General features: G+C 75.6%; 20 protein-coding genes. 4 read left to right on the top strand and 16 right to left on the bottom strand.

Annotation, left to right across the window (positions count from 1 at the left end):
* Positions 1–36 precede the first annotated feature (36 nt).
* Entirely contained in the window at positions 37–834 is a 798-nt protein-coding gene (locus ACF0H8_RS06075; protein ID WP_395288073.1) for an NUDIX hydrolase, read from the bottom strand.
* A gap of 122 nt (positions 835–956) precedes the next feature.
* Here ACF0H8_RS06075 and ACF0H8_RS06070 point away from each other — a divergent pair, with 122 nt between their 5' ends.
* A complete protein-coding gene (locus tag ACF0H8_RS06070) occupies positions 957–1,748 on the top strand; it encodes an exonuclease domain-containing protein (protein WP_395288072.1) in 792 nt (263 codons plus the stop codon).
* A 172-nt stretch (positions 1,749–1,920) separates the two neighbouring features.
* On the opposite strand, the gene guaB is transcribed toward ACF0H8_RS06070, so the two are convergent.
* A complete protein-coding gene (gene guaB / locus ACF0H8_RS06065; protein ID WP_395288071.1) occupies positions 1,921–3,435 on the bottom strand; it encodes an IMP dehydrogenase in 1,515 nt (504 codons plus the stop codon).
* A gap of 134 nt (positions 3,436–3,569) precedes the next feature.
* Positions 3,570–4,583: a MerR family transcriptional regulator gene (locus ACF0H8_RS06060; RefSeq protein ID WP_395288070.1), complete on the bottom strand. Its 1,014-nt coding sequence runs from the start codon at positions 4,581–4,583 to the stop codon at positions 3,570–3,572.
* A gap of 205 nt (positions 4,584–4,788) precedes the next feature.
* Between ACF0H8_RS06060 and ACF0H8_RS06055 the strand changes: the two genes are divergently transcribed.
* Positions 4,789–5,079: a WhiB family transcriptional regulator gene (locus ACF0H8_RS06055; protein ID WP_395288069.1), complete on the top strand. Its 291-nt coding sequence runs from the start codon at positions 4,789–4,791 to the stop codon at positions 5,077–5,079.
* A 134-nt stretch (positions 5,080–5,213) separates the two neighbouring features.
* On the opposite strand, the gene groES is transcribed toward ACF0H8_RS06055, so the two are convergent.
* A complete protein-coding gene (groES, locus tag ACF0H8_RS06050; protein ID WP_395288068.1) occupies positions 5,214–5,510 on the bottom strand; it encodes a co-chaperone GroES in 297 nt (98 codons plus the stop codon).
* A 276-nt stretch (positions 5,511–5,786) separates the two neighbouring features.
* Here groES and ACF0H8_RS06045 point away from each other — a divergent pair, with 276 nt between their 5' ends.
* Together ACF0H8_RS06045 and ACF0H8_RS06040 are read left to right on the top strand one after the other, a co-directional pair.
* Positions 5,787–6,998, top strand: coding sequence for a methyltransferase domain-containing protein (locus tag ACF0H8_RS06045; protein WP_395288067.1), 1,212 nt, complete (start codon positions 5,787–5,789; stop codon positions 6,996–6,998).
* A 97-nt stretch (positions 6,999–7,095) separates the two neighbouring features.
* On the top strand, positions 7,096–8,220 hold the full coding sequence (locus tag ACF0H8_RS06040; RefSeq protein ID WP_395290820.1) for a glutamate--cysteine ligase: 1,125 nt from the start codon (positions 7,096–7,098) through the stop codon (positions 8,218–8,220).
* Between the two features lie 154 nt (positions 8,221–8,374).
* Here ACF0H8_RS06040 and tsaD read toward each other — a convergent pair whose 3' ends face one another.
* From tsaD to ACF0H8_RS05980, 12 genes are all read right to left on the bottom strand, one after another.
* On the bottom strand, positions 8,375–9,418 hold the full coding sequence (gene tsaD, locus ACF0H8_RS06035; RefSeq protein ID WP_395288066.1) for a tRNA (adenosine(37)-N6)-threonylcarbamoyltransferase complex transferase subunit TsaD: 1,044 nt from the start codon (positions 9,416–9,418) through the stop codon (positions 8,375–8,377).
* A 79-nt stretch (positions 9,419–9,497) separates the two neighbouring features.
* Positions 9,498–10,241 (bottom strand): succinate dehydrogenase/fumarate reductase iron-sulfur subunit, encoded by a 744-nt coding sequence (locus ACF0H8_RS06030; RefSeq protein WP_395288065.1) that lies wholly within the window; start codon positions 10,239–10,241, stop codon positions 9,498–9,500.
* Positions 10,238–12,214 (bottom strand): fumarate reductase/succinate dehydrogenase flavoprotein subunit, encoded by a 1,977-nt coding sequence (locus tag ACF0H8_RS06025; protein ID WP_395288064.1) that lies wholly within the window; start codon positions 12,212–12,214, stop codon positions 10,238–10,240. The genes ACF0H8_RS06030 and ACF0H8_RS06025 overlap by 4 nt, the downstream gene beginning before the upstream one ends.
* A gap of 11 nt (positions 12,215–12,225) precedes the next feature.
* Positions 12,226–12,927 carry a succinate dehydrogenase cytochrome b subunit gene (locus tag ACF0H8_RS06020; protein ID WP_395288063.1) on the bottom strand — a complete coding sequence of 234 codons (702 nt, stop codon included), beginning with the start codon at positions 12,925–12,927 and terminating at the stop codon, positions 12,226–12,228.
* 362 nt (positions 12,928–13,289) lie between these two features.
* Entirely contained in the window at positions 13,290–14,144 is an 855-nt protein-coding gene (locus ACF0H8_RS06015; protein WP_395288062.1) for a sulfurtransferase, read from the bottom strand.
* Positions 14,141–14,644 (bottom strand): ribosomal protein S18-alanine N-acetyltransferase, encoded by a 504-nt coding sequence (gene rimI, locus ACF0H8_RS06010; protein ID WP_395288061.1) that lies wholly within the window; start codon positions 14,642–14,644, stop codon positions 14,141–14,143. The genes ACF0H8_RS06015 and rimI overlap by 4 nt, the downstream gene beginning before the upstream one ends.
* On the bottom strand, positions 14,644–15,324 hold the full coding sequence (gene tsaB, locus ACF0H8_RS06005) for a tRNA (adenosine(37)-N6)-threonylcarbamoyltransferase complex dimerization subunit type 1 TsaB (protein WP_395288060.1): 681 nt from the start codon (positions 15,322–15,324) through the stop codon (positions 14,644–14,646). The genes rimI and tsaB overlap by 1 nt, the downstream gene beginning before the upstream one ends.
* A 36-nt stretch (positions 15,325–15,360) precedes the next feature.
* The gene (locus ACF0H8_RS06000; RefSeq protein ID WP_395288059.1) at positions 15,361–16,230 is read right to left on the bottom strand and encodes a hypothetical protein; all 870 of its coding nucleotides are present in this window, start codon (positions 16,228–16,230) and stop codon (positions 15,361–15,363) included.
* Positions 16,227–16,739: a tRNA (adenosine(37)-N6)-threonylcarbamoyltransferase complex ATPase subunit type 1 TsaE gene (gene tsaE / locus ACF0H8_RS05995; RefSeq protein ID WP_395288058.1), complete on the bottom strand. Its 513-nt coding sequence runs from the start codon at positions 16,737–16,739 to the stop codon at positions 16,227–16,229. The genes ACF0H8_RS06000 and tsaE overlap by 4 nt, the downstream gene beginning before the upstream one ends.
* Positions 16,736–17,962, bottom strand: a complete 1,227-nt coding sequence (alr, locus tag ACF0H8_RS05990; protein WP_395288057.1) for an alanine racemase — start codon at positions 17,960–17,962, stop codon at positions 16,736–16,738. Before alr ends, tsaE begins: the two co-directional genes overlap by 4 nt.
* A gap of 57 nt (positions 17,963–18,019) precedes the next feature.
* Positions 18,020–19,585: an NAD(P)H-hydrate epimerase gene (locus ACF0H8_RS05985; protein ID WP_395288056.1), complete on the bottom strand. Its 1,566-nt coding sequence runs from the start codon at positions 19,583–19,585 to the stop codon at positions 18,020–18,022.
* 145 nt (positions 19,586–19,730) lie between these two features.
* The gene (locus ACF0H8_RS05980) at positions 19,731–20,081 is read right to left on the bottom strand and encodes a holo-ACP synthase (protein ID WP_395288055.1); all 351 of its coding nucleotides are present in this window, start codon (positions 20,079–20,081) and stop codon (positions 19,731–19,733) included.
* Positions 20,082–20,087 lie beyond the last annotated feature (6 nt).

The raw sequence follows: 20,087 nt of genomic DNA, 5'->3' as shown, positions 1-20,087 counted from the left end.
CACCGGCGTCCCGGCGGTGCATCCCGCAGCGGGCGTCTACTCCGGCACGATCAGCCCCTGGACCGCGTCGTAGGCCATCGCCACCTCGCGGGAGGTGTCCCACGGGCGGGTCCAGCCGAGCTCGGTGAAGAGGTGGTCGAGCAGGTTGCCCGTGAAGCCCCACACCCAGCCGCTCGGCACGCGGAACCCGGCGCTGCGGTGGCCGCGCACGGTGACCGCGGCGCGCGCGGAGGGGTCGAGCAGCCGGCCGACGCCCACCCGGATGGTGTGCAGCACCTCCCCCGGGTCGACGCGGGTGGCCAGGTCGGCCCGGGTGGTCCAGCCGAGCACGGGCGTGACGACGTAGCGGGAGATCGGCACCAGCACCGGCGGCAGCTCTCCGAGCACCTCCACGTGGTCCGGGAGCAGGCCGATCTCCTCGTGCGCCTCGCGCAGCGCCGTGTTGGCGAGGTCCCCGTCGCCGGGCTCGGCCCGCCCGCCCGGCAGCGCGATCTGACCGGGGTGGTGACGCAGGTGCGGTGAGCGCTGGACCAGGAACAGGTCCGGCCCGGCGCCGGTCGCGGGCCCGTCCCCGGCGCCGTCGTCCGCCGGCGGGGACAGCAGCACCAGCACCGCGGCGGCCCGGTACGTCGCGGCGACGTCCGGGTCGTACGCGTGCACCCCGCCGAGCAGGCCCACGTCACCCTGGCGCGCCCGCGCACCGAGCCGGGCGAGCGCCGCCCTGGCGGCGCCCACCTTCGGTGCGAGGTGCACGCCGCCGTCCGGCGCGGGACCGGCCGACGTGCCCCGCGCGTCCCCGGCCACCGGGCCTGGACCACTTACGACGGAGTTCACGGGCCCCAGCGTAGGAGAGGTGCCGGCCGGGTGCGTGCCGGCGCGGGCGTGCCACGCCCGGCGAGGTCCGCGGCGATGTGGGCGGTCGCTGGCACAGTGCGTCCCAGACGAAGGAGGCCACCATGGGCTGGGCTGCAGGGCCGTTCCTCGGGTTCGACACCGAGACCACCGGCGTGGAGGTGACGGAGGACCGCATCGTCACCGCCGCGCTCGTGCACCGGGACGCACGCGGCAGCCGCGTGCGGACCTGGCTCATCGACCCCGGTGTGGAGATCCCGGCCGTGGCGACGGCGATCCACGGCATCACCACCGGGCGTGCCCGGGCGGAGGGCGTGCCGCCGGCGCAGGCGCTGGGGGAGATCGCCGCCCTCATCACCGAGGCGCAGCTGGAGGGCGTGCCGCTGGTCGCGTTCAACGCGTCCTTCGACCTGGCGATCCTGGAGAACGAGCTGGCACGGCACGGGCTCCCCCGGCTCGCGGACCGCCTGGGGCGGGACTGCCTGCCGGTGCTGGACCCCCTGGTGCTCGACCGCGGCCTCGACCGCGACCGCACCGGCAAGCGCAAGCTGGGCGACCTCTGCCTGCACTACGCCGTCCCGGAGCAGGAGCACCTGCACACCGCCGAGGTGGACGTCGTCGCGACGTTGGACGTGCTGGCGCAGATGGCCGCCCGCTATCCCGAGATGGCCGCCGCGCCGCTGGAGGAGGTCCACGCCTGGCAGGTGGACAAGCACCGCGAGTGGGCGGAGGACCTCAACGCCTGGCGCCTCCGCAACGGCCTCACCGGCCCCGGCGCCGGCCCGGGCTGGCCGATGCCGCTGCCCGCGCCGGCGGCGTCCCAGGCGGGGCTGGCGGCTCCGGCGGCGGCGCCCCTGCCTCCGCGGCCCGACCCGGCGGCCCAGGCTGTGCCGTGAGGCGCACATCCGGCGGATGTCGCGACGCGGAGATCGCGGCGGACGCCATGACGCGAAGAGCGCGGCGGGCCGTCGGTCCGCCGCGCTCTTCGCGTCGCGCTCGTGTCCTCGCGCCCGTTCCGCCGCGCTCCCGCGGCGTCGGTCGGGGCCCGCCCGCGTGGCGGGCCGAGGCTCAGCGGAGCCCGGCGTAGTTGGGCGCCTCCACCGTCATCTGGATGTCGTGCGGGTGCGACTCCTTCAGGCCGGCGGGCGTGATGCGGACGAACTTCCCGCGCTCCTGCAGCTCCGGGATGGTCCGCGCCCCGACGTAGAACATCGACTGGTGCAGGCCGCCGATCAGCTGGTAGGCCACGTTCGACAGCGGACCGCGGTAGGGCACCTGGCCCTCTACGCCCTCGGGGACGATCTTGTCGTCGGTGTCGACGTCGGCCTGGAAGTAGCGGTCCTTGGAGTAGGAGACCCGGCCACGGGAAGCCATGGCGCCGAGGGAGCCCATGCCGCGGTAGTGCTTGAACTGCTTGCCGTTGACGAACACCAGGTCGCCCGGGGACTCCTCGCAGCCCGCCAGCAGCGAGCCGAGCATGACCGTGTCCGCGCCGGCGACCAGCGCCTTGGCGATGTCGCCGGAGTACTGGAGGCCGCCGTCGGCGATGACCGGGACCCCGGCCGGCTTGCAGGCCTGGGCGGCGAGGTGGACGGCGGTGACCTGGGGGACCCCGACGCCGGCGACGATGCGCGTGGTGCAGATGGAGCCCGGGCCGACGCCGACCTTGACGGCGTCGACGCCCGCGTCGACGAGCGCCTGCGCGCCGGAGCGGGTGGCGACGTTCCCGCCGATGATCTGCACGTGCGAGAACGCCTTGTCGCGCTTCATCCGCGCGATCATGTCGAGCAGCAGCCGGGCCTCGCCGTTGGCGGTGTCCGCCACGAGCACGTCGGCGCCGGCCTCGGCGAGCGCCGTGGCGCGCTCCCACGCGTCGCCCCAGTAGCCGATGGCCGCGCCGACCATGAGCCGGCCCTCGGCGTCCTTCGTGGCGTTGGGGTACTGCTCGGACTTCACGAAGTCCTTGACGGTGATGAGGCCGCGCAGCTTGCCGGCGTCGTCCACCAGCGGCAGCTTCTCGACCTTGTGCTTCGCCAGCAGCGCTGCGGCGTCGTCGGAGCTGATGCCCACCGGGCCGGTGACCAGCGGCATGGGCGTCATCGAGTCGCGCACGGTCCGGAGGTCGAACTCGGCAGGCGGTACGAACCGCAGGTCGCGGTTGGTGATGATGCCGAGCAGCACGCCGTCGCCGTCCACCACGGGCAGGCCGGAGACGCGGTAGCGGCCGCAGAGGGCGTCGAGCTCGGCCAGGGTGGCGTCGGGGCTCACCGTGACCGGGTCGGTGACCATGCCGGACTCCGAGCGCTTGACGACCGTGACCTGCTGCGCCTGGTCCGCGATGGAGAGGTTGCGGTGCAGGATGCCGATACCGCCCTGCCGTGCCATGGCGATCGCCATGCGCGCCTCGGTGACGGTGTCCATCGCGGCGGACACCAGCGGCACCCTGAGGCTGATCCCGCGGGTGAGCCGCGAGGTCGTCTCCACCTCCGAGGGGATCACGTCCGTCGCGCCGGGCAGGAGCAGGACGTCGTCGTAGGTGAGGCCGACCAGGCCGAACGGGTCATTGGCGTGCGTCTCGGTCACACCGCGATAGTACGTGCGCACCGACGGCGGCCGCAGCGACGTCCATCACGCCGGCGGGCACCGTCCGCCGTCCGCGGGCGCACGGCTCCCGCCGGGGGCCCGGCCGGGCCGCCCGGCGCGCGGGCGGCGACGGGTCAGCCCTCGTCCAGGTACCCGGCGATCTCCTCGACGGCGGCGGTGGCCGTGCGCACGCGGCGCACCCGGGGCAACCAGACGTCGGGCGGGTCGGAGCCGAGCAGGAAGATCTCCACGTCGCCGCGCTCGGAGGCCGCGCGGACCAAGCCCTCCGCGCCCGGCGGGTTGCCCAGGACCGCCAGCACGGCGGCGCCCCGGGCGGCGAGCGTGCCCACCATCTGCTGGGCGTCGCCGGCGCCCTCCGCGCGCAGCACCCGGGCGCGCACGCCGCGCTCGGCCAGGCCACCGCCGATGACGTGCGCGCGCAGCCGGCGCTCCGCGCCGGCGCACAGCAGCACCGAGCGGGGCTCACGGCCCTCCTGCGACCAGTTCTGGTGCATCGCGCCCTCGCGGGACCGCTCGGCGGCGACCATCGTCTCGCGCACCGCCGCGAGCACCGCGGAGGTGAGGATCTCCTCGGGGTCCACGCCCGGCCGGTCGGAGCGCTCACGCTGGGCGAGCATCGCCAGCGCCGGGCTGACCAGGGCCGTCCACGCGCGGACGATGCCGACGTCGCGCACCTCCTGCTCGAGCATGCGGTGCACCCGTGGCTCGTCCGGCTCCACGGCCGCGGCCGCGAGGGAGAGCGGGTCGACGAGCAGCCGCTCGTGCGGGGTCTCCTCCCGCGGCGCCTCCCGCGGCCACGTCCGCACGCGATCGGCGCCCTCGGTCTTGGCGGCCCGGGCGGCGTCCGCGGGGGCGACGCCCTGCAGCGTCAGGTGGCGCATGCGCTCGAGGCGCGCCACGTCCGCAGGCGTGTACCGGCGGTGGCTGCCGGCCTCGTGCGACGAGGGACCCAGGCCGTAGCGGCGGTCCCAGGTGCGCAGGGTCGACGCCGCCACGCCGAGGCGCGCGGCCACGGCCGCGACGGTCAGCGGGGCGCCCCCGTCGCCGCGTCCCGACGACCGGCGGCGGGTGGACGACTCCGTCCCGCCGCCCTCGCCGTGGAGGTCACGCATCGAGGACGCGGCCATCACCGGGCACCTTTCTGCGTTCCATGAATCGATCCTGACGCGTTAACGACACCGGTGCCACTCGGGCGCGCCGCAAGCGGACGGACTCTCCCCGGTTGACCAACTTTCGCGGGGGTCTTGAACAAGTTGTGCATCGGTTGCTACGTTGTGCAGCAGCGCGGCGAACAAGCCGCGGACCAGCGGCACCGACGGAAGGACAGGTGACATGGCAGAACTCTCGAGGCTTCCCGGACCCGTGATGGACCTGTGGGAGTGGCAGTACCAGGGCGCGTGCCGAGAGGCTGACCCGAACCTCTTCTTCCACCCGGAGGGCGAGCGCGGCGGCACCCGCCGCCGGCGCGACGAGGCCGCCAAGGCCATCTGCGCCACCTGCCCCGTGATCAAGCAGTGCCGCGAGCACGCCCTCAAGGTCCGCGAGCCTTACGGCGTCTGGGGCGGTCTCAGTGAGGACGACCGCCAGCTCATCCTGTCCCGTCCGGAGCGTCGCGCCTCCTGACGGCCCCCATTCCGCACGAAGCCCCGGACCGCGTGGTCCGGGGCTTCGTGTCGCAGCGGCTGGGTGCGCCGGCAGGCACGACGAAGCCCCGGACCCGTCGGGCCCGGGGCTCCGCCCTGTCAGCTAGAAGCTCGTCACTTCTCGACGACCGCGAGGATGTCGCGCGCGGAGAGGATCAGGTACTCCTCACCGGAGTACTTCACCTCCGTGCCGCCGTACTTGCTGTAGATGACGACGTCGCCGACGGCCACGTCGAGCGGCACGCGGTTGCCGTTGTCGTCGATACGGCCCGGGCCCACGGCGATGACGGTGCCCTCCTGGGGCTTCTCCTTCGCGGTGTCCGGGATGACCAGACCGGAAGCCGTGGTCTGCTCTGCCTCGAGCGTCTGCACGACGATCCGGTCCTCGAGCGGCTTGATGGAGACCGACACTACGGACCTCCCCTTCGCATGAGTGGGATAACGGTTCAGGGTTTGCGCACCTTCTCTTCACGTCCGCCGTCGCGGGGGTCGGCCGTGGAGGAACCGGTGTGCAGCCGCGGCCCCGAAGAGCCGCGCCTGGTCCAAATCTAGGGGCGGCGTTAGCACTCGGTCAAGGCGAGTGCCAACGCGTGGCGCGGAGCCGGCGACGTGCGCCCCGCCTGGTACCGGGCCCCGGACCTGGGCCGGGGCCCGCGCCGCGACGATCGGCGGTGGCAGGATCGAGCGGTGGATCCCGCGACCCTCGCCAAGCTGCTCTCGCCCGAGGGCCGTGCCCTGCTCGCCGAGCTGCCGCCGTACTCGGCGGCCGGCGCGCTGGCCCTGTCCACGGCGCTGCACGCGCGAGGCGTGGACCCCGACCTGCTCGCCGCCGCCCTCACTCAGTCGCGGCTGCGGGCGCGAGGCGCGGCGAAGCTCGGCACCCGCGCGGCGGGCATGCTGTTCACGCCGGCCGGGCTGGAGCAGGCCACCCGGCTCGGCGTGGCGCAGGTGCACGCCCGCCGGTACGCCGCCGCGGGCAGCCGCCTGGTCGCCGACCTCGGCTGCGGCCTGGGCGGTGACGCCCTCGCGCTGTCCGAGCTGGGCGTCCCCGTGCTGGCGGTCGAGGCGGACGCGACGACCGCGGCCCTCGCCGCGGAGAACCTCCGCCCCTTCCCCAGCGCCGTCGTCCGGCACGGTGACGCGCTCGCGCTCGACCTGCCGGCCGAGGGCGTCGACGCCGTCTTCGCCGACCCCGCGCGGCGCAGCGGGGGACGGCGGATCTTCGACCCGACCGCCTACGCCCCGCCGTTGGACGCGGTGCTGGCGCTCCGGCGTCAGGTGCCCGACCTCGGCGTGAAGGTCGCGCCCGGCATCCCCTACTCCGCCCTGCCCGCCGACGCCCACGCCCAGTGGGTCAGCGTTGCGGGCGACGTCGTCGAGGCGGGGCTCTGGTTCGGTGGCCTGGCGCCCGAGGGCCCGGGCCGGTCCGCGCTCGTCCTGGCCGGCGAGCGCGCCGCCGTCCTCACCGAGCGGGGCGACGCCGAGGGAGCGCACGAGCCCGGCGCGCCCGCCCGGGCCGGGGCGGTGCGCCCGCCCGGCCAGGTGCTCTACGAGCCGGACGGCGCGGTGATCCGCGCGGGCCTGGTGGCCCGGGTGGCCGAGCTGCTCGGCGCCGGTCTGCTCAGCCCGGACATCGCCTACCTCACCGGCGACAGCCTCGTGCCCACCCCGTTCGCCACCGCCTACCGCGTCCTCGACCAGTTCCCCTTCGCGCTCAAGCCGCTGCGGGCGTACCTGCGCGCCCGGGACGTCGGTGCGGTGACGATCAAGAAGCGGGGCACCGCCGTCGAGCCGGAGCAGCTGCGCCGCCAGCTCGCGCTCAAGGGCAGCAGGCCGGCCACGATCGTGCTCTCCCGCGTCGCCGGCCGACACAGCGTGCTGGTCGTCGAGCCCGTCTGACCCGCCGGCCTGGAGGCCTTCACGGCCGCCGAGCAGGAGCTGCGCCGGCGCCTGCGTGCGCGGCCCCGCGCGGAGGCGGCAGACTGGCGCGGTGACCATGCCCTTCGCGGCCTCCGCGCGCTCCTCCGTCGGCATCGAGTGGGAGCTCCAGCTCATCGACGCCGACTCCTCGGACCTGCGGCAGGCGGCCGCGACGGTCCTGGACCGGGTGGCCGGCCCCGGCGGCGCCCCCCACCCCGGCATCCACCCCGAGCTGCTGCTCAACACCGTCGAGGTCGTCTCGGGGGTGTGCCGCACGGTCGGCGAGGCTGGCGCGGACCTGCAGCGAGCCATCGACGACCTGCGCCCGGTGACCGACCCGCTGCGCATCGAGCTCGCCAGCGCCGGCACCCACCCCTTCGCCCGCCCGGCGTACCAGAAGGTCACCGACAAGGACCGCTACGCCACCCTCATCGACCGCACCCAGTGGTGGGGCCGCCAGATGCTGCTCTACGGCGTCCACGTGCACGTGGGCATCGAGGACCGCGCCAAGGTGCTGCCGATCCTCGGGGCGCTGATGACCCGGTTCGCGCACCTGCAGTCGCTGGGGGCGTCGTCGCCGTTCTGGGCCGGCGAGGCGACCGGCTACGCCTCCAACCGGGCGCTGATGTTCCAGCAGCTCCCCACCGCGGGCGTGCCGTACCAGTTCCGGCGGTGGGCGGACCTCGAGGGCTACGTCGGGGACATGACCCGCACCGGCGTGATCGACACCTTCGACGAGATCCGGTGGGACATCCGCCCCTCCCCCCGCCTCGGCACCATCGAGGTGCGTGTGTGCGACGCCGCCACCAACCTCCAGGAGGTCCTGGCGATCTCGGCACTGACCCACTGCCTGGTGGAGGACTTCTCCGCCCGGCTGGACGCCGGCGAGACGCTGCCCACGGTCCCGCCCTGGTTCGTCGCCGAGAACAAGTGGCGCTCCGCCCGCTACGGCATGGACGCCATCCTCATCCTCGACGACGCCGGGGAGGAGGAGCTCGTCACCGAGACGGTCGCCCGCATGCTCCAGGAGCTGGCGCCCGTGGCCGAGCGGCTGGGGTGCACCGAGGAGCTCGCCGACGTGCGGCAGATCCTCGACGGCGGCGCCTCCTACCAGCGCCAGCTGCGGGTGGCCGCGGACGGCGACCTCGAGGACGTCGTGGCCTCCCTCGTCGGCGAGATGCGCGCCGGTCACCCGCTGTGAGCCCATCGGCCCAGCCCCTCGGAACAGGCACAGGCGCGAGATGTCATCTCCTCACCGAGATGTCAGACCGCACGGGGAGGTGGTAGGCGCCACGCGGGAGAGGATGACATCTCGGCGGAGTGGGTGGGTGCGCGTGCGGGTGGGCGCGAGGCGGTCAGACGCGGACGGTCTCGAGCGGCATGCCGGAGTCCAGCGGCAGGTCCAGGGACGACGGCGCCGCGCCCTCGCGCACCAGCGCCGAGCCCAGGGCCGCGATCATCGCGCCGTTGTCCGTGCAGTACCGGATGGGCGGGATGCGCACGGTCACGCCGTACTGCCCGGCCCGCTCCGCCGCCAGCGCCCGCAGGCGCGAGTTGGCGGAGAAGCCGCCGCCGACGACCAGCGTGTCGCAGCCGTTGACCTGGCACGCCCGCAGCGCCTTGGCCGTGAGCACGTCGGCCACGGACTCCGAGAAGCCGGCCGCGACGTCGGCCGCCGGCACCTCCTCGCCGCGGTCCTCGCAGCCCTCGACGTAGCGGGCCACGGCCGTCTTCAGGCCCGAGAAGGAGAAGTCGTAGGGGTGGCGGGCCTTGTCCTTGCCGCTCGTGAGACCGCGCGGGAAGCGGATCGCGTCCCGGTCCCCGGTCTGGGACAGCCGGTCGACGTGCGGCCCGCCCGGGTAGGGCAGGCCGAGCAGGCGGCCGACCTTGTCAAACGCCTCCCCTGCCGCGTCGTCGAGCGTCTGACCGAGCTCGGTGACGCCGGTCGCGATGTTGTCCACCAGCAGCAGCGACGTGTGACCGCCGGAGACCACCAGGGCCACGAACCGCTCGGGGAAGGCGCCGTGGACCAGCTCGTCCACCGCGGCGTGGCCGATCACGTGGTTGACCCCGTACAGCGGCTTGCCGGTCGCCAGGGCGAGCGCCTTGGCGCCCGCGGCGCCGACGGTGAGGGAGCCGACCAGGCCCGGCCCGGCGGTGACGGCGATCGCGTCGACCTGGGCCAGGTCCACGTCCGCCTTCTCCAGGGCGGCGTCCACCGTGGGGACGAACGCCTCGAGGTGGGCGCGGGAGGCGACCTCGGGGACGATGCCGCCGTACCTGGCGTGCTCGTCCATCGACGAGGCGGTCACGTCGGCGAGCAGCTCGCGGCCGCGCACGAGGGCGGCGCCGGTCTCGTCGCAGGAGGACTCGATGCCGAGGATGAGGGGTTCGCTCACCGCTCCAGGGTAGTCGCGCGACGACGGGGGCCCGGACGCGCGACGGCGCCGCTGAGGGAGCGGCGCCGTCGCGGAGCCGTCAGCGGTTGTGCGCCAGGGCCAGGTTGAGGTCGTGGTTGAGGGTGCTGATGACGTCCAGCGGGATCTCCTTGGGGCACACCGCGGCGCACTCGCCGATGTTGGTGCACCCGCCGAAGCCCTCGGCGTCGTGCTGGGCGAGCATGTTGACCACGCGCGCCTCACGCTCCGGCTGGCCCTGCGGCAGCAGCCCCAGGTGGGTGACCTTCGCGGCCGTGAACAGCATGGCCGAGGCGTTCGGGCACGCCGCCACGCAGGCGCCGCACGCGATGCAGGCGGCCGCCTCGAACGCGCGGTCGGCGTTCGCCTTGGGCACCGGGACGGCGTGGGCGTCCGGGGCCGCGCCCGTGTTGACGGAGATGTAGCCGCCGGCGTCGATGATGCGGTCGAACGCGGAGCGGTCCACCACGAGGTCCTTGATCACCGGGAACGCGCTGGAGCGCCACGGCTCGAGGGTGATGGTGTCGCCGTCCTTGAACGAGCGCATGTGCAGCTGGCAGGTGGTGGTGCGCTCCGGCCCGTGCGCGACGCCGTTGATCACGATGCCGCACATGCCGCAGATGCCCTCGCGACAGTCTGAGTCGAAGGCCACCGGGTCCTCGCCGCGCTCGGTGAGGTTCTCGTTGAGCACGTCGAGCATCTCCAGGAACGACATGTCCTCGGAGATGCCGACCAGCTCGTAGTTGACCAGGCGGGGCTCGGCGTTCGGGCCGGCCTGGCGCATGACCCTGAGGTTGATCTTCACTTGTAGCTCCGCTGCTTCATCTCGACGTTCTCGTAGACCAGGTCTTCCTTGTGCAGCACCGGCGGCTCGCCGAGGCCGGTCCACTCCCAGGCCGCGACGTAGGCGAACTGGTCGTCGTGACGCAGCGCCTCGCCGTCCTCGGTCTGGGACTCCGCGCGGAAGTGCCCGCCGCAGGACTCGCGGCGGTGCAGGGCGTCGACGCACATGAGCTCGCCGAGCTCCAGGAAGTCCGCCACGCGCCCGGCACGCTCGAGGGCCTGGTTGAGCTCCTCGTTGGTGCCCAGCACCTTCACGTCTCGCCAGAACTCCTCACGAAGCTCGCGGATGCGGCCGATGGCGTGCTTGAGGCCCTCCTCGGTGCGCTCCATGCCGCAGTACTCCCACATGATCTGGCCGAGCTCCTTGTGGAAGGAGTCCACCGAGCGCGTGCCGTTGTTCGTGAGGAAGTGGTTGATGCGGGCGCGCACCGACTCCACGGCGTCCACGACCGCCGGGTGGTCGGCGGGCACCTTCTCGAAGGGGGCGTCCGCGAGGTAGTCGTTGATGGTGTTCGGCAGCACGAAGTACCCGTCGGACAGGCCCTGCATGAGCGCCGAGGCGCCGAGCCGGTTGGCGCCGTGGTCGGAGAAGTTCGCCTCGCCGGTCACGAACAGGCCCGGGATGGACGACTGCAGGTCGTAGTCGACCCACAGCCCGCCCATCGTGTAGTGCACGGCCGGGTAGATGCGCATCGGGACCTGGTAGGGGTCCTCGCCGGTGATGCGCTGGTACATGTCGAACAGGTTGCCGTACTTGGCGGCGACGGCCGCGCGGCCCATGCGCCCGATGGCCTCGGCGAAGTCGAGGTACACGCCACGTCCGCTCGGGCCCACGCCGTAGCCCTCGTCGCAGACCTGCTTCGCGGCGCGGGAGGCGATGTCGCGCGGCACCAGGTTGCCGAAGGCCGGGTAGCGCCGCTCGAGGTAGTAGTCGCGCTCGTCCTCGGGGATCTGCCGCGGGTCGCGGTCGTCGCCCTTCTTCTTCGGCACCCAGATGCGCCCGTCGTTGCGCAGCGACTCGCTCATCAGGGTGAGCTTGGACTGGTAGTCGCCGGAGACCGGGATGCAGGTGGGGTGGATCTGCGTGTAGCAGGGGTTGCCGAAGAAGGCGCCCTTGCGGTGCGCCCGCCACGTGGCCGTGACGTTCGAGCCCATGGCGTTGGTGGAGAGGTAGAAGACGTTGCCGTACCCGCCGGTGGCGAGCACGACGACGTCGGCCAGGTGGGTCTCGACCTGACCGGTGACCATGTCCCGGACCACGATGCCGCGGGCCCGCCCGTCCACGACGATCAGCTCGAGCATCTCGTGGCGCCGGAAGGTCTGCACCGTCCCAGCCGCGACCTGCCGCTCGAGCGCCTGGTAGGCACCGATCAGGAGCTGCTGGCCCGTCTGGCCGCGGGCGTAGAACGTGCGGGACACCTGCACGCCGCCGAAGGAGCGGTTGTCCAGCAGGCCGCCGTACTCGCGGGCGAACGGCACGCCCTGGGCCACGGCCTGGTCGATGATGTTCGCGCTGACCTCGGCCAGGCGGTACACGTTCGACTCGCGGGCGCGGTAGTCGCCGCCCTTGACGGTGTCGTAGAAGAGCCGGAAGACCGAGTCGTTGTCGTTCTTGTAGTTCTTCGCCGCGTTGATGCCGCCCTGCGCCGCGATCGAGTGGGCCCGGCGCGGGGAGTCCTGGTAGAAGAACGCCGAGACGTTGTACCCCGCCTCCCCCAGCGTCGCGGCGGCGGAGGAGCCGGCCAGGCCGGTGCCGACGACGATCACGTGCATCTTGCGCCGGTTCGCCGGGTTGACCAGACGGGCGTTGAACTTGCGCTCCTCCCACCGGTCCCGCAGCGGCACCTTCGGCGCCTTGGTGTCGGCGATGGGGCTGCCCTCGCGGTACAGGCCGTTGATCAGCTCGCCGGGCAGGGTCTCGACAGTCGACGTCATGGTTCAGATCCTCAGTTCAGGAAGCCGAGCAGGATGGCCGTGGGCGGGGCCATGAACCCCACGAGGAGCGCGGCCGCCACCACGTACGCGACGAGGTTGATGCCGCGCTGGCGGCGCCGGTCGCTCACGCCGAAGGTCTGCAGGGCGCTCCACACGCCGTGGCGCACGTGCATGGTCAGCATCACGACGGCGACGAGGTAGACCAGGTAGACGTACCAGTACTCGGGCTGGAACGCCGCGACGAGGCGCTGGTAGGGGCTGTCGAACGTGCCGCCGACGTTGATCGTCAGGGTCGTGAACTGCAGCAGGTGGAAGACGATGAACGCCAGCAGGATCAGCCCGCCCCAGCGCACGGTGCGCGAGGAGTAGGACTGCACCTGGCGCTTGTGCATCACGTAGCGGTCCGGGCGGGCGTTGCGCGCGCGCCACCACAGCGCCACCGCGGCGTAGACGTGCACCACCAGCGCGGCCAGCAGCACCACGCGCTGGATCCACAGGAAGCCGGAGTGCGGCAGGTAGGGGTACAGCAGGTCGCGCAGGCTGTGGGCGTAACCGTCGAAGGCCTCCTGGCCGGAGAAGGCCTTGAGGTTGCCGTACATGTGCAGGAGGACGAAGAGGACGAAGAGCACCCCGGACACCGCCATCGCGACCTTGAGGGCGACGGTGGTGTTGCGTGCGCGGCGCGGCTTCGTCGGCGCAGTGGTCGTGGCCATGGTCCTGCATCGTAGCGAGTTCCGCGTCACAGCACCGCCACCGTCCGTTCGGTCTTCGTAACGATGTTCGCATAGTGGCCAGCCTCGCCCGCGACGACGGTGTGCGGTTTGCGGACCTGGACCGTCTTGACCCGCACGGCCTGTGACGAGCGCCACACCACGGCGTCGCCCGGTCGAGGGCATCGCGGCGTGGCGCGCCGCCGGGGGCGCGTACGCCCACGGGCTTCCGGCGTTCGCCGTGGCGTCAGGCGTTCGCTGAGGGACCGTCCGAACCGGCGGCGGCACCGCCTCCGCACCACTCGCCCGCGGTCGCGTTCGCGCAGCGGGCGCGGCGGGGGACGAGGAGGCGCCGGCAGGGCGGGTCAGCCGGTGGCCACCGGGCGGGCCGGGTCGGCCGACCACTGCGACCACGACCCGGGATAGAGGGCCGCGGCCACGCCGAGGCTGGCCAGCGCCGCCACCTCGTGGGCGGCCGTGACGCCGGACCCGCAGTACACGGCCACGGGCGCGTCGCCGTCGGCGCCCAGCGCGGCGAACCGTGCGCGCAGCTCGGCCGCGGGCAGGAACCGCCCCGCCGGGGTGAGGTTTTCTGTCGTGGGAGCGCTGCGGGCGCCGGGGACGTGCCCCGCGCGCGGGTCGACCGGCTCGACGTCGCCGCGGTACCGCTCGCCGGCGCGCGCGTCCAGCAGCACCCCGTGCCGCGGCCACGCGGCGGCGCCGTCGGCGTCGGTCGTCGGCATGCCGGGCCCGGCCCGTCCGGCCGCCAGCGGCAGCACGACGTCGCCCGGCTCCGGGCGGACCTCCCCGGTCTCCACGGGCAGGCCGGCCTCGCGCCAGGCCGCCAGCCCGCCGTCGAGCAGGCGCACGTTCAGGCCCGCCCAGCGCAGCAGCCACCACGCGCGGGCCGCGGAGGTGCCGCCCACGTCGTCGTAGGCGACGACGGCGCGCCCGTCCCGCAGGCCCCACCGCCGGGCGGCGGCCTGCAGCCGGCCCGGCTGGGGCAGCGGGTGCCGGCCGGCCGCCGGCGAGGGGGCCGCCGCCAGCTCCCGCTCGAGGTCGACGAACACCGCGCCCGGCAGGTGCCCGGCGCGGTAGGCCGGGCGCCCGTCCGGCGCCGCGAGCGACCAGCGCACGTCGAGCACCAGGGGCGGCAGCTCGCCCGCGAGCTCGCGGGCGAGCTCCGGCGGCTCCACCAGCACGTCCCCGCGGGGGCTCACGGCGCGGCCTCGCTGCCGACCGGCCCGGCGCCGCGGAGCACCTTGCGCATGACGATCGCGTCCTCGCGCTCGGCGGCGTAGTAGTTCCGACGTCGGCCGATCGGCCGGAAGCCGGCGCGGGCGTACAGGCGCTGGGCGCCGTCGTCGCCGGCGCGCACCTCCAGCAGCACGCTGCGCGCGCCCCCGGCGCGGGCGGTCTCCACGAGCGCCTCGAGCATGGCGGTGGCGATGCCCCGCCGGCGGTACCGGGCGTCGACGCCCACGGTCATCACCTGGGCCTCCTCGCCCGCGGCGAGGCCGGCGTACCCCACCAGCAGCTCGCCGCCGTCCGGGGCGTCGAGGACGGCCGCGAGGTAGGTGCGGCCCGGCGTCGCCAGCTCCTCCAGGTACACGCCGCGGCTCCACGCGCCCGCGCCGAACAGCTGCGGCTCGAGCTCTAGCACCCGGCCGAGGTCCTCGCGGGCCAGGGGCCGCAGCCGCACCCCGACGGCGCCGTCCATCAGGAGGCGCGCTTGGGCGCCGCGGCGAGGTGGACGTCGGGGCGGCGCAGGTACCGCGGCTCGGTGCCGAGCTCGACGTCCTCCCCCGCGGCGCGCCGGGCCAGCCGGTCGCGCACGACCCGGGCGAGCACGGCCGGGTCCAGCCGGTCCGGCAGCCCGGGCGTCGGCGGCAGCTCCGCGGGGTACAGGGCCGCGCCGGAGCCGACGACCGCCGCCTCCGGCCGCGCCACGTCGGCCGCGCGGCCGACCTGCGGGCCGTCGAGCCGCTCGACGTCGTCGCGGCCGCGGGCCCGGTAGCGGGCCCAGTAGACCTCCTTGCGGCGGGCGTCCGTGGCGACCAGCACCTCCTCCGCGCCGGCGTCGAGCGCCTGGCGGGCCAGCACGTCGAGGGAGCACGCCCCGAGCACGTCCACGCCGGCGGCGCGGCCGAGGGCCCGGGCGGTGACCAGGCCCACCCGCAGGCCGGTGAAGGGCGCCGGGCCGGTGCCTACGGCGACGGCGTCGACGCCCGCCATGCCGTCCGCGCCGAGGACCTCCCGCATCAGGGGGGTCAGCACCTCCGCGTGGCGCCTCGGGTCGTCGCTGCGCGCCGCGCCGAGGACCGCGGTGGGCCCGGGGCCCGGGACGTCCACGAGGGCGACGGCGGTACCGCCGGAGGTGTCGATGCACAAGATCCGCACCAGCCCAGGGTAGTGCGCGCCGGCCGGGCGCCGGGGTCAGTGCCTGTCGTCGGGGGAGGGCCGGCGGGGCGACCGCCGCCCGCCGGCGCCCGACCGGCGCGCCCGCTCCCGGCCCGGCTCCTCCGGGCGGCGCAGCCACACCTGGATGCCGGCCCACACGAGCAGCGCCGCGGCCCCGGCGGCGACCCAGGCCACGGCCCTGGCCGCGTCTCCCGCGTCCTGCGGCTGGGGCGCCGCCGAGCCCGGCTCGTCGGCGTCGCCCGTGGCGTGGCGCTCCTCGACGAAGCGCTGGTACACCTCCACCGGCACGGCCCCGGCGAGGGAGTCCCGGGCGGCGGCGTCGAGCGGGCTGACCTCGCCCTCCTCCACGGTGAACCAGGCGTCCAGCGGCACGTCGTGGACGACGTGCGTGGCGAGGGGGAGCGACTGCAGCTCCTCCGCGAGGTCGGTGTCGCCGCTGACGTCCGCGACGTCGACGGCGCCGTCCTCCCGCGCGGCGACCAGGGCGCCCACGGCGGAGCCGTCGAGCAGCAGCGGCGCGATCCAGTGGTCCGTCTCCCGGGTGGGCGGGGTCACGTCGGTGCCCTGGACGAGCCCCTCGGACCAGGTCATCACCGTGCGGACGACGCCGGGGCGCAGCTCCCCGCGCTCGGCCACGGTGACGTCCAGCTCCCCCACGCCGCGGGCGGCGACGGCGTCGCCCGCCTGGCTCGTGAACCACTCCGCGACGTCCGCCGGGACCCCGGGGCCGGTCTGCACCGGCCCGGCCGGCGCCGCGTCCTCGGCCGTCCGCCCCGACGTCGCGGCGCGCGAGGTCGGCGTGGCCCCCGCGGGCAGGGCGGGCCCGAGCAGGGCCCCGGCCAGCACGGCCAGCCCCGCCAGGGCCGCCGCCGGGCGGGCCGTCACGGGCGCAGGGCGGCGGCCAGGTCGACGCCGTCCCAGCGCGGGCCGACGGGGCGCACCACGATCTCGCGGGGGCTCTCCTCGGCGAGCTCCTCGGCGCCCGCGGCGTCGTCGCCGCCGCGCGGGCGTCGCACCTCCACCTCGAGCCGGTCCTCGGCCAGCGCCTCGACCTTGCCCTCGCCCCACTCCACGACCGTCACGGAGTCCTCCAGGGAGGTGTCCAGGTCGAGGGCGTCGACCTCCTCGAGGGACCCGAGGCGGTAGGCGTCCACGTGCACCAGGTCCGGCCCCGCACCGAGCGCCGGGTGCACGCGGGCGATGATGAAGGTCGGGGACGCCACGTGGCCCCGCACGCCCAGCCCGGAGCCGATGCCCTGCGTGAGGGTGGTCTTGCCGGCGCCGAGCGCCCCGCTGAGCAGCACGAGGTCGCCGGCCCGGAGCACGCCCGCCAGCCGGGCGCCGAGCTCGCGCGTTGCCTCCGCGTCCGCCGCCTGCACGGTCACGTTCGTCATGCGTCCTCGCTCCCCGTCCCCCCGGCGTAGACCCGGGGCACCCGGCAGCCCAGCCGGGTGACGATCTCGTAGTTGATGGTGCCCACGACGCCGGCCCAGTCGTCCGCGGTGGGGCCGCCGCCGGCGCCGTCCCCGAAGAGCACGGCGGTGTCACCCACCGCCACGTCGGCGCCCTCGGGACCGAGGTCCACGACCACCTGGTCCATGCACACCCGGCCGGCCACGTGGTAGCGGCGGCCGGCCACCATCACGGGGCCGGCGTCGGAGGCCGCGCGCGGGATGCCGTCGCCGTAGCCCAGCGGCACCACGCCCAGGTGGGTGTCGGCGGTGGTGACGGCGGTGTGCCCGTAGGACAGCGGCGTGCCCGCCGGCGCGGGCTTCACGACCGTCAGCCGGGCCTCCAGGCGCATGGCCGGCCGCAGGCCCAGGGTCCGGGAGGACGCCACGGCCGGCGCGGGGGTCAGGCCGTAGACGGCGATGCCGGGGCGGACCAGGTCGAAGTGGGTCGCCGGGTGCAGCAGCGTCCCCGAGGACGCCGCCAGGTGCCGCACCTCCGGTCGCGCGCCGGCCCGCTCGGCCTGGGCGACGGCGGCGGTGAAGACCTCGACCTGCCGGGCCGTCGCGGGATTCTCGGGCTCGTCGGCGCACGCCAGGTGCGACCAGACGCCCACCACCCGCACCGCGCCCTCGGCCTGCGCGGCGAGCGCGGCGTCCACCAGGTCCCCGAAGGCCTCGGGGCGGGCGCCGCCGCGCCCCATGCCGGTGTCGACCTTCAGGTGCACGCGGGCCGTGCGGCCGGTGGCGCGGGCGGCCGCGGCGATCTCCGCCACCGCCCACGGCGCCGAGGCGGACAGGTCGAGGTCCGCCGCCAGGGCGCGCTCCAGCGGCGCCCCCGGGGCGAAGATCCAGGTGAGGATCCGCGGCCGGGCCGCCCCCGCGGGCGCGCCCGCGTCCAGCCCGGCCCGCAGCTCCAGCGCCTCGGCCAGCTGGGCGGCGCCGAGCCACGTCGCGCCGGCGGCCAGCGCGGCGCGGGCCACCGGCAGCAGGCCGTGGCCGTACGCGTCGGCCTTCACCACGGCCATGAGCTCGGCGCCGGGTGCGGCGGCGCGCAGCACCCCCACGTTGTGGCCGATGGCGCCGAGGTCCACGACGGCGCGCGCGGGGTGCGCGGCGGACCAGCCGGGCGAGGGCGCGGCGGACCGGGCGGGGACGGGCAGGCTCACGCCCCACAGTGTCGCACCAGCGGGCCGCCGGGCCGGGCAGCGCCGCCGGGGGCCGCGTCAGAGGACCGAGCGCACCGCCGCGGGCAGCGCCTCCGCGACGTCGAGCGCGGTGATGGGCGCGCCGGGCTCCCCCGCGCCGGGCTGGCCCGCCGCGAGACGGGCGGCGCGGCCGTGGACGAGCGCGGCCGCGGCGGCCAGGCACGCGGGCAGCCCCGCCCACTCGCCGATCTCGTCCGCGGCCAGCGCGTCGCCGTAGCCGGCCAGCAGCGCGCCGAGGACGCCGGCGAGGACGTCGCCCGCCCCGGCGGTCGCCAGCCAGGGTGTGGCGTCCGCCTGGGCGTAGAGCGGCCCGTCGGGGGCCGCGACCACGGTGGTGGCGCCCTTGAGCAGCACGGTGGCGCCGGTGATCTCGGCAGCCAGCCGGACGTGCCGCGCCGGCGCCGCCTCCACCGCGGCGCGGGTCGTCTCCTCGCCGCGGGCGCTCAGCAGCGCCGCCAGCTCGCCCGCGTGCGGGGTCAGGACGACGGTGGCGGGCAGGTCGGGGTAGGTGTCGTCGTGCAGCAGGGTCAGGGCGCCGGCGTCGAGCACCGTGGGCGTGCCGGCGCGCAGCCCGGCCGCCAGGTGGTCCTCCATCTCCCGGGCCCGGGCGACGTCCCCCGGGTCGATGCCCGGGCCGATCACGCGGGCCTGCACCCGGCCGGGGGCTGTGACGGCCTCCGGGTGCCGGGCGTGCACCAGCGCGGTCGGCACCTCGGGGCCGTGGTAGCGCACCATGCCCAGGCCGGTGCGCAGCGCGCCGGCGACGGCGAGCACGGCCGCACCGGGGTAGACCTGCGAGCCCGCCACGACGCCGAGCACCCCGCGGGTGTACTTGTGCTCCCCGACGGCGGGCACCGGCCACACGTCCGCGACGTCGGTGCCCTGCAGGCGGCACACCGCGGGCGCGGCCCCCGCCGCCAGGGGGCCGTCCAGGCCCAGGTCGACCACCTCGACCCGTCCGGCCAGGGCCGACGCCGGCGGCAGCAGCAGGCCCGGCTTGGCGGTGCCCATGGTGACCGTCACGTCGGCGGGCAGCACCGGCCCCGGCACCGCGCCGTCGTCGACGCCGATCCCGCTGGGCACGTCGACGGCGACCACCACCGGCTCGTCGGGCGACGCCGCCCGCTCGGTGGCCAGGGCGGCCGCCACGCCGTCCAGCGGCGCGCGCAGCGGGCCGCGGGCGCCGATGCCGGTCAGGGCGTCGACCCACACCCCCGCGCGGCGCGCGAGGGCGACCACGGCGGCGGCGACGTCGGGGTGGTCGAGCACCTCGTGCAGGCGCACGCCGGCCGCCCGCGCCGCCGCCAGGCCCGCCGGGTGCGGGGCGGCGCCGAGCAGGGCCGCGTGCACCTGGCAGCCGCGCCGCGCCAGCCGGGCCCCGGCGAGCAGGGCGTCGCCGCCGTTGTTGCCGCCGCCCACGAGCAGCAGCACGGTCGAGCCGGGGACCCGGTTGCCGCGGCCGCGCAGCTCGGCGGTCACGCGGGTGGCGAGCGCGAAGGCGGCGCGGTCCATGAGCGGCTCCCCGGCGGCGAGCAGCGGCTCCTCGGCCTCCCGGACGGCGGCGGCGGTGTGGGCGCGGATCATGGGCCCATCCTGCCGCGCGACGCCCCGGGGCGGGACAGGGCTCCGCCCAAGAATCCGCTTGGGCCCCGGATGCCGGCGAAACGGGGACTCAGCGCATTGTCGACCGAAGCCGGCGACCGCGCGTCTCCCGCACCGGCGGCCTCGCTCAGCCCTCCGCGACCACCATCGCCGAGGCGATCCCGGCATCGTGCGAGATGGACAGGTGCCAGCGGGTGATGCCCAGCTCGGCGGCACGGGCCGCGACGGTCCCGCGGATCTCCACCAGCGGCGCCGCGCCGGAGACGCGGTGGACGGTGCAGTCGTGCCAGCGCATGCCCGCCGGGGCGCCCAGCGCCTTGGCGATCGCCTCCTTGGCCGCGAACCGCGCCGCCAGGGAGGCGTCGGGCAGGTGCCGCTCCTCGGGGGTGAAGATCCTCTCCCGCAGGCGCGGCACGCGGTCGAGCTCGGCGACGAACCGGGCGACGTCGCACACGTCGATCCCGACCGCGACGATCACCGCTGG

It is taken from the genome of Georgenia sp. AZ-5, assembly GCF_043952095.1.
Classification (GTDB): Bacteria; Actinomycetota; Actinomycetes; order Actinomycetales; family Actinomycetaceae; genus Georgenia.
The sequence above is the reverse complement of the archived record's forward strand: the minus strand, read 5'-3'. Positions and strand labels throughout refer to the sequence as shown.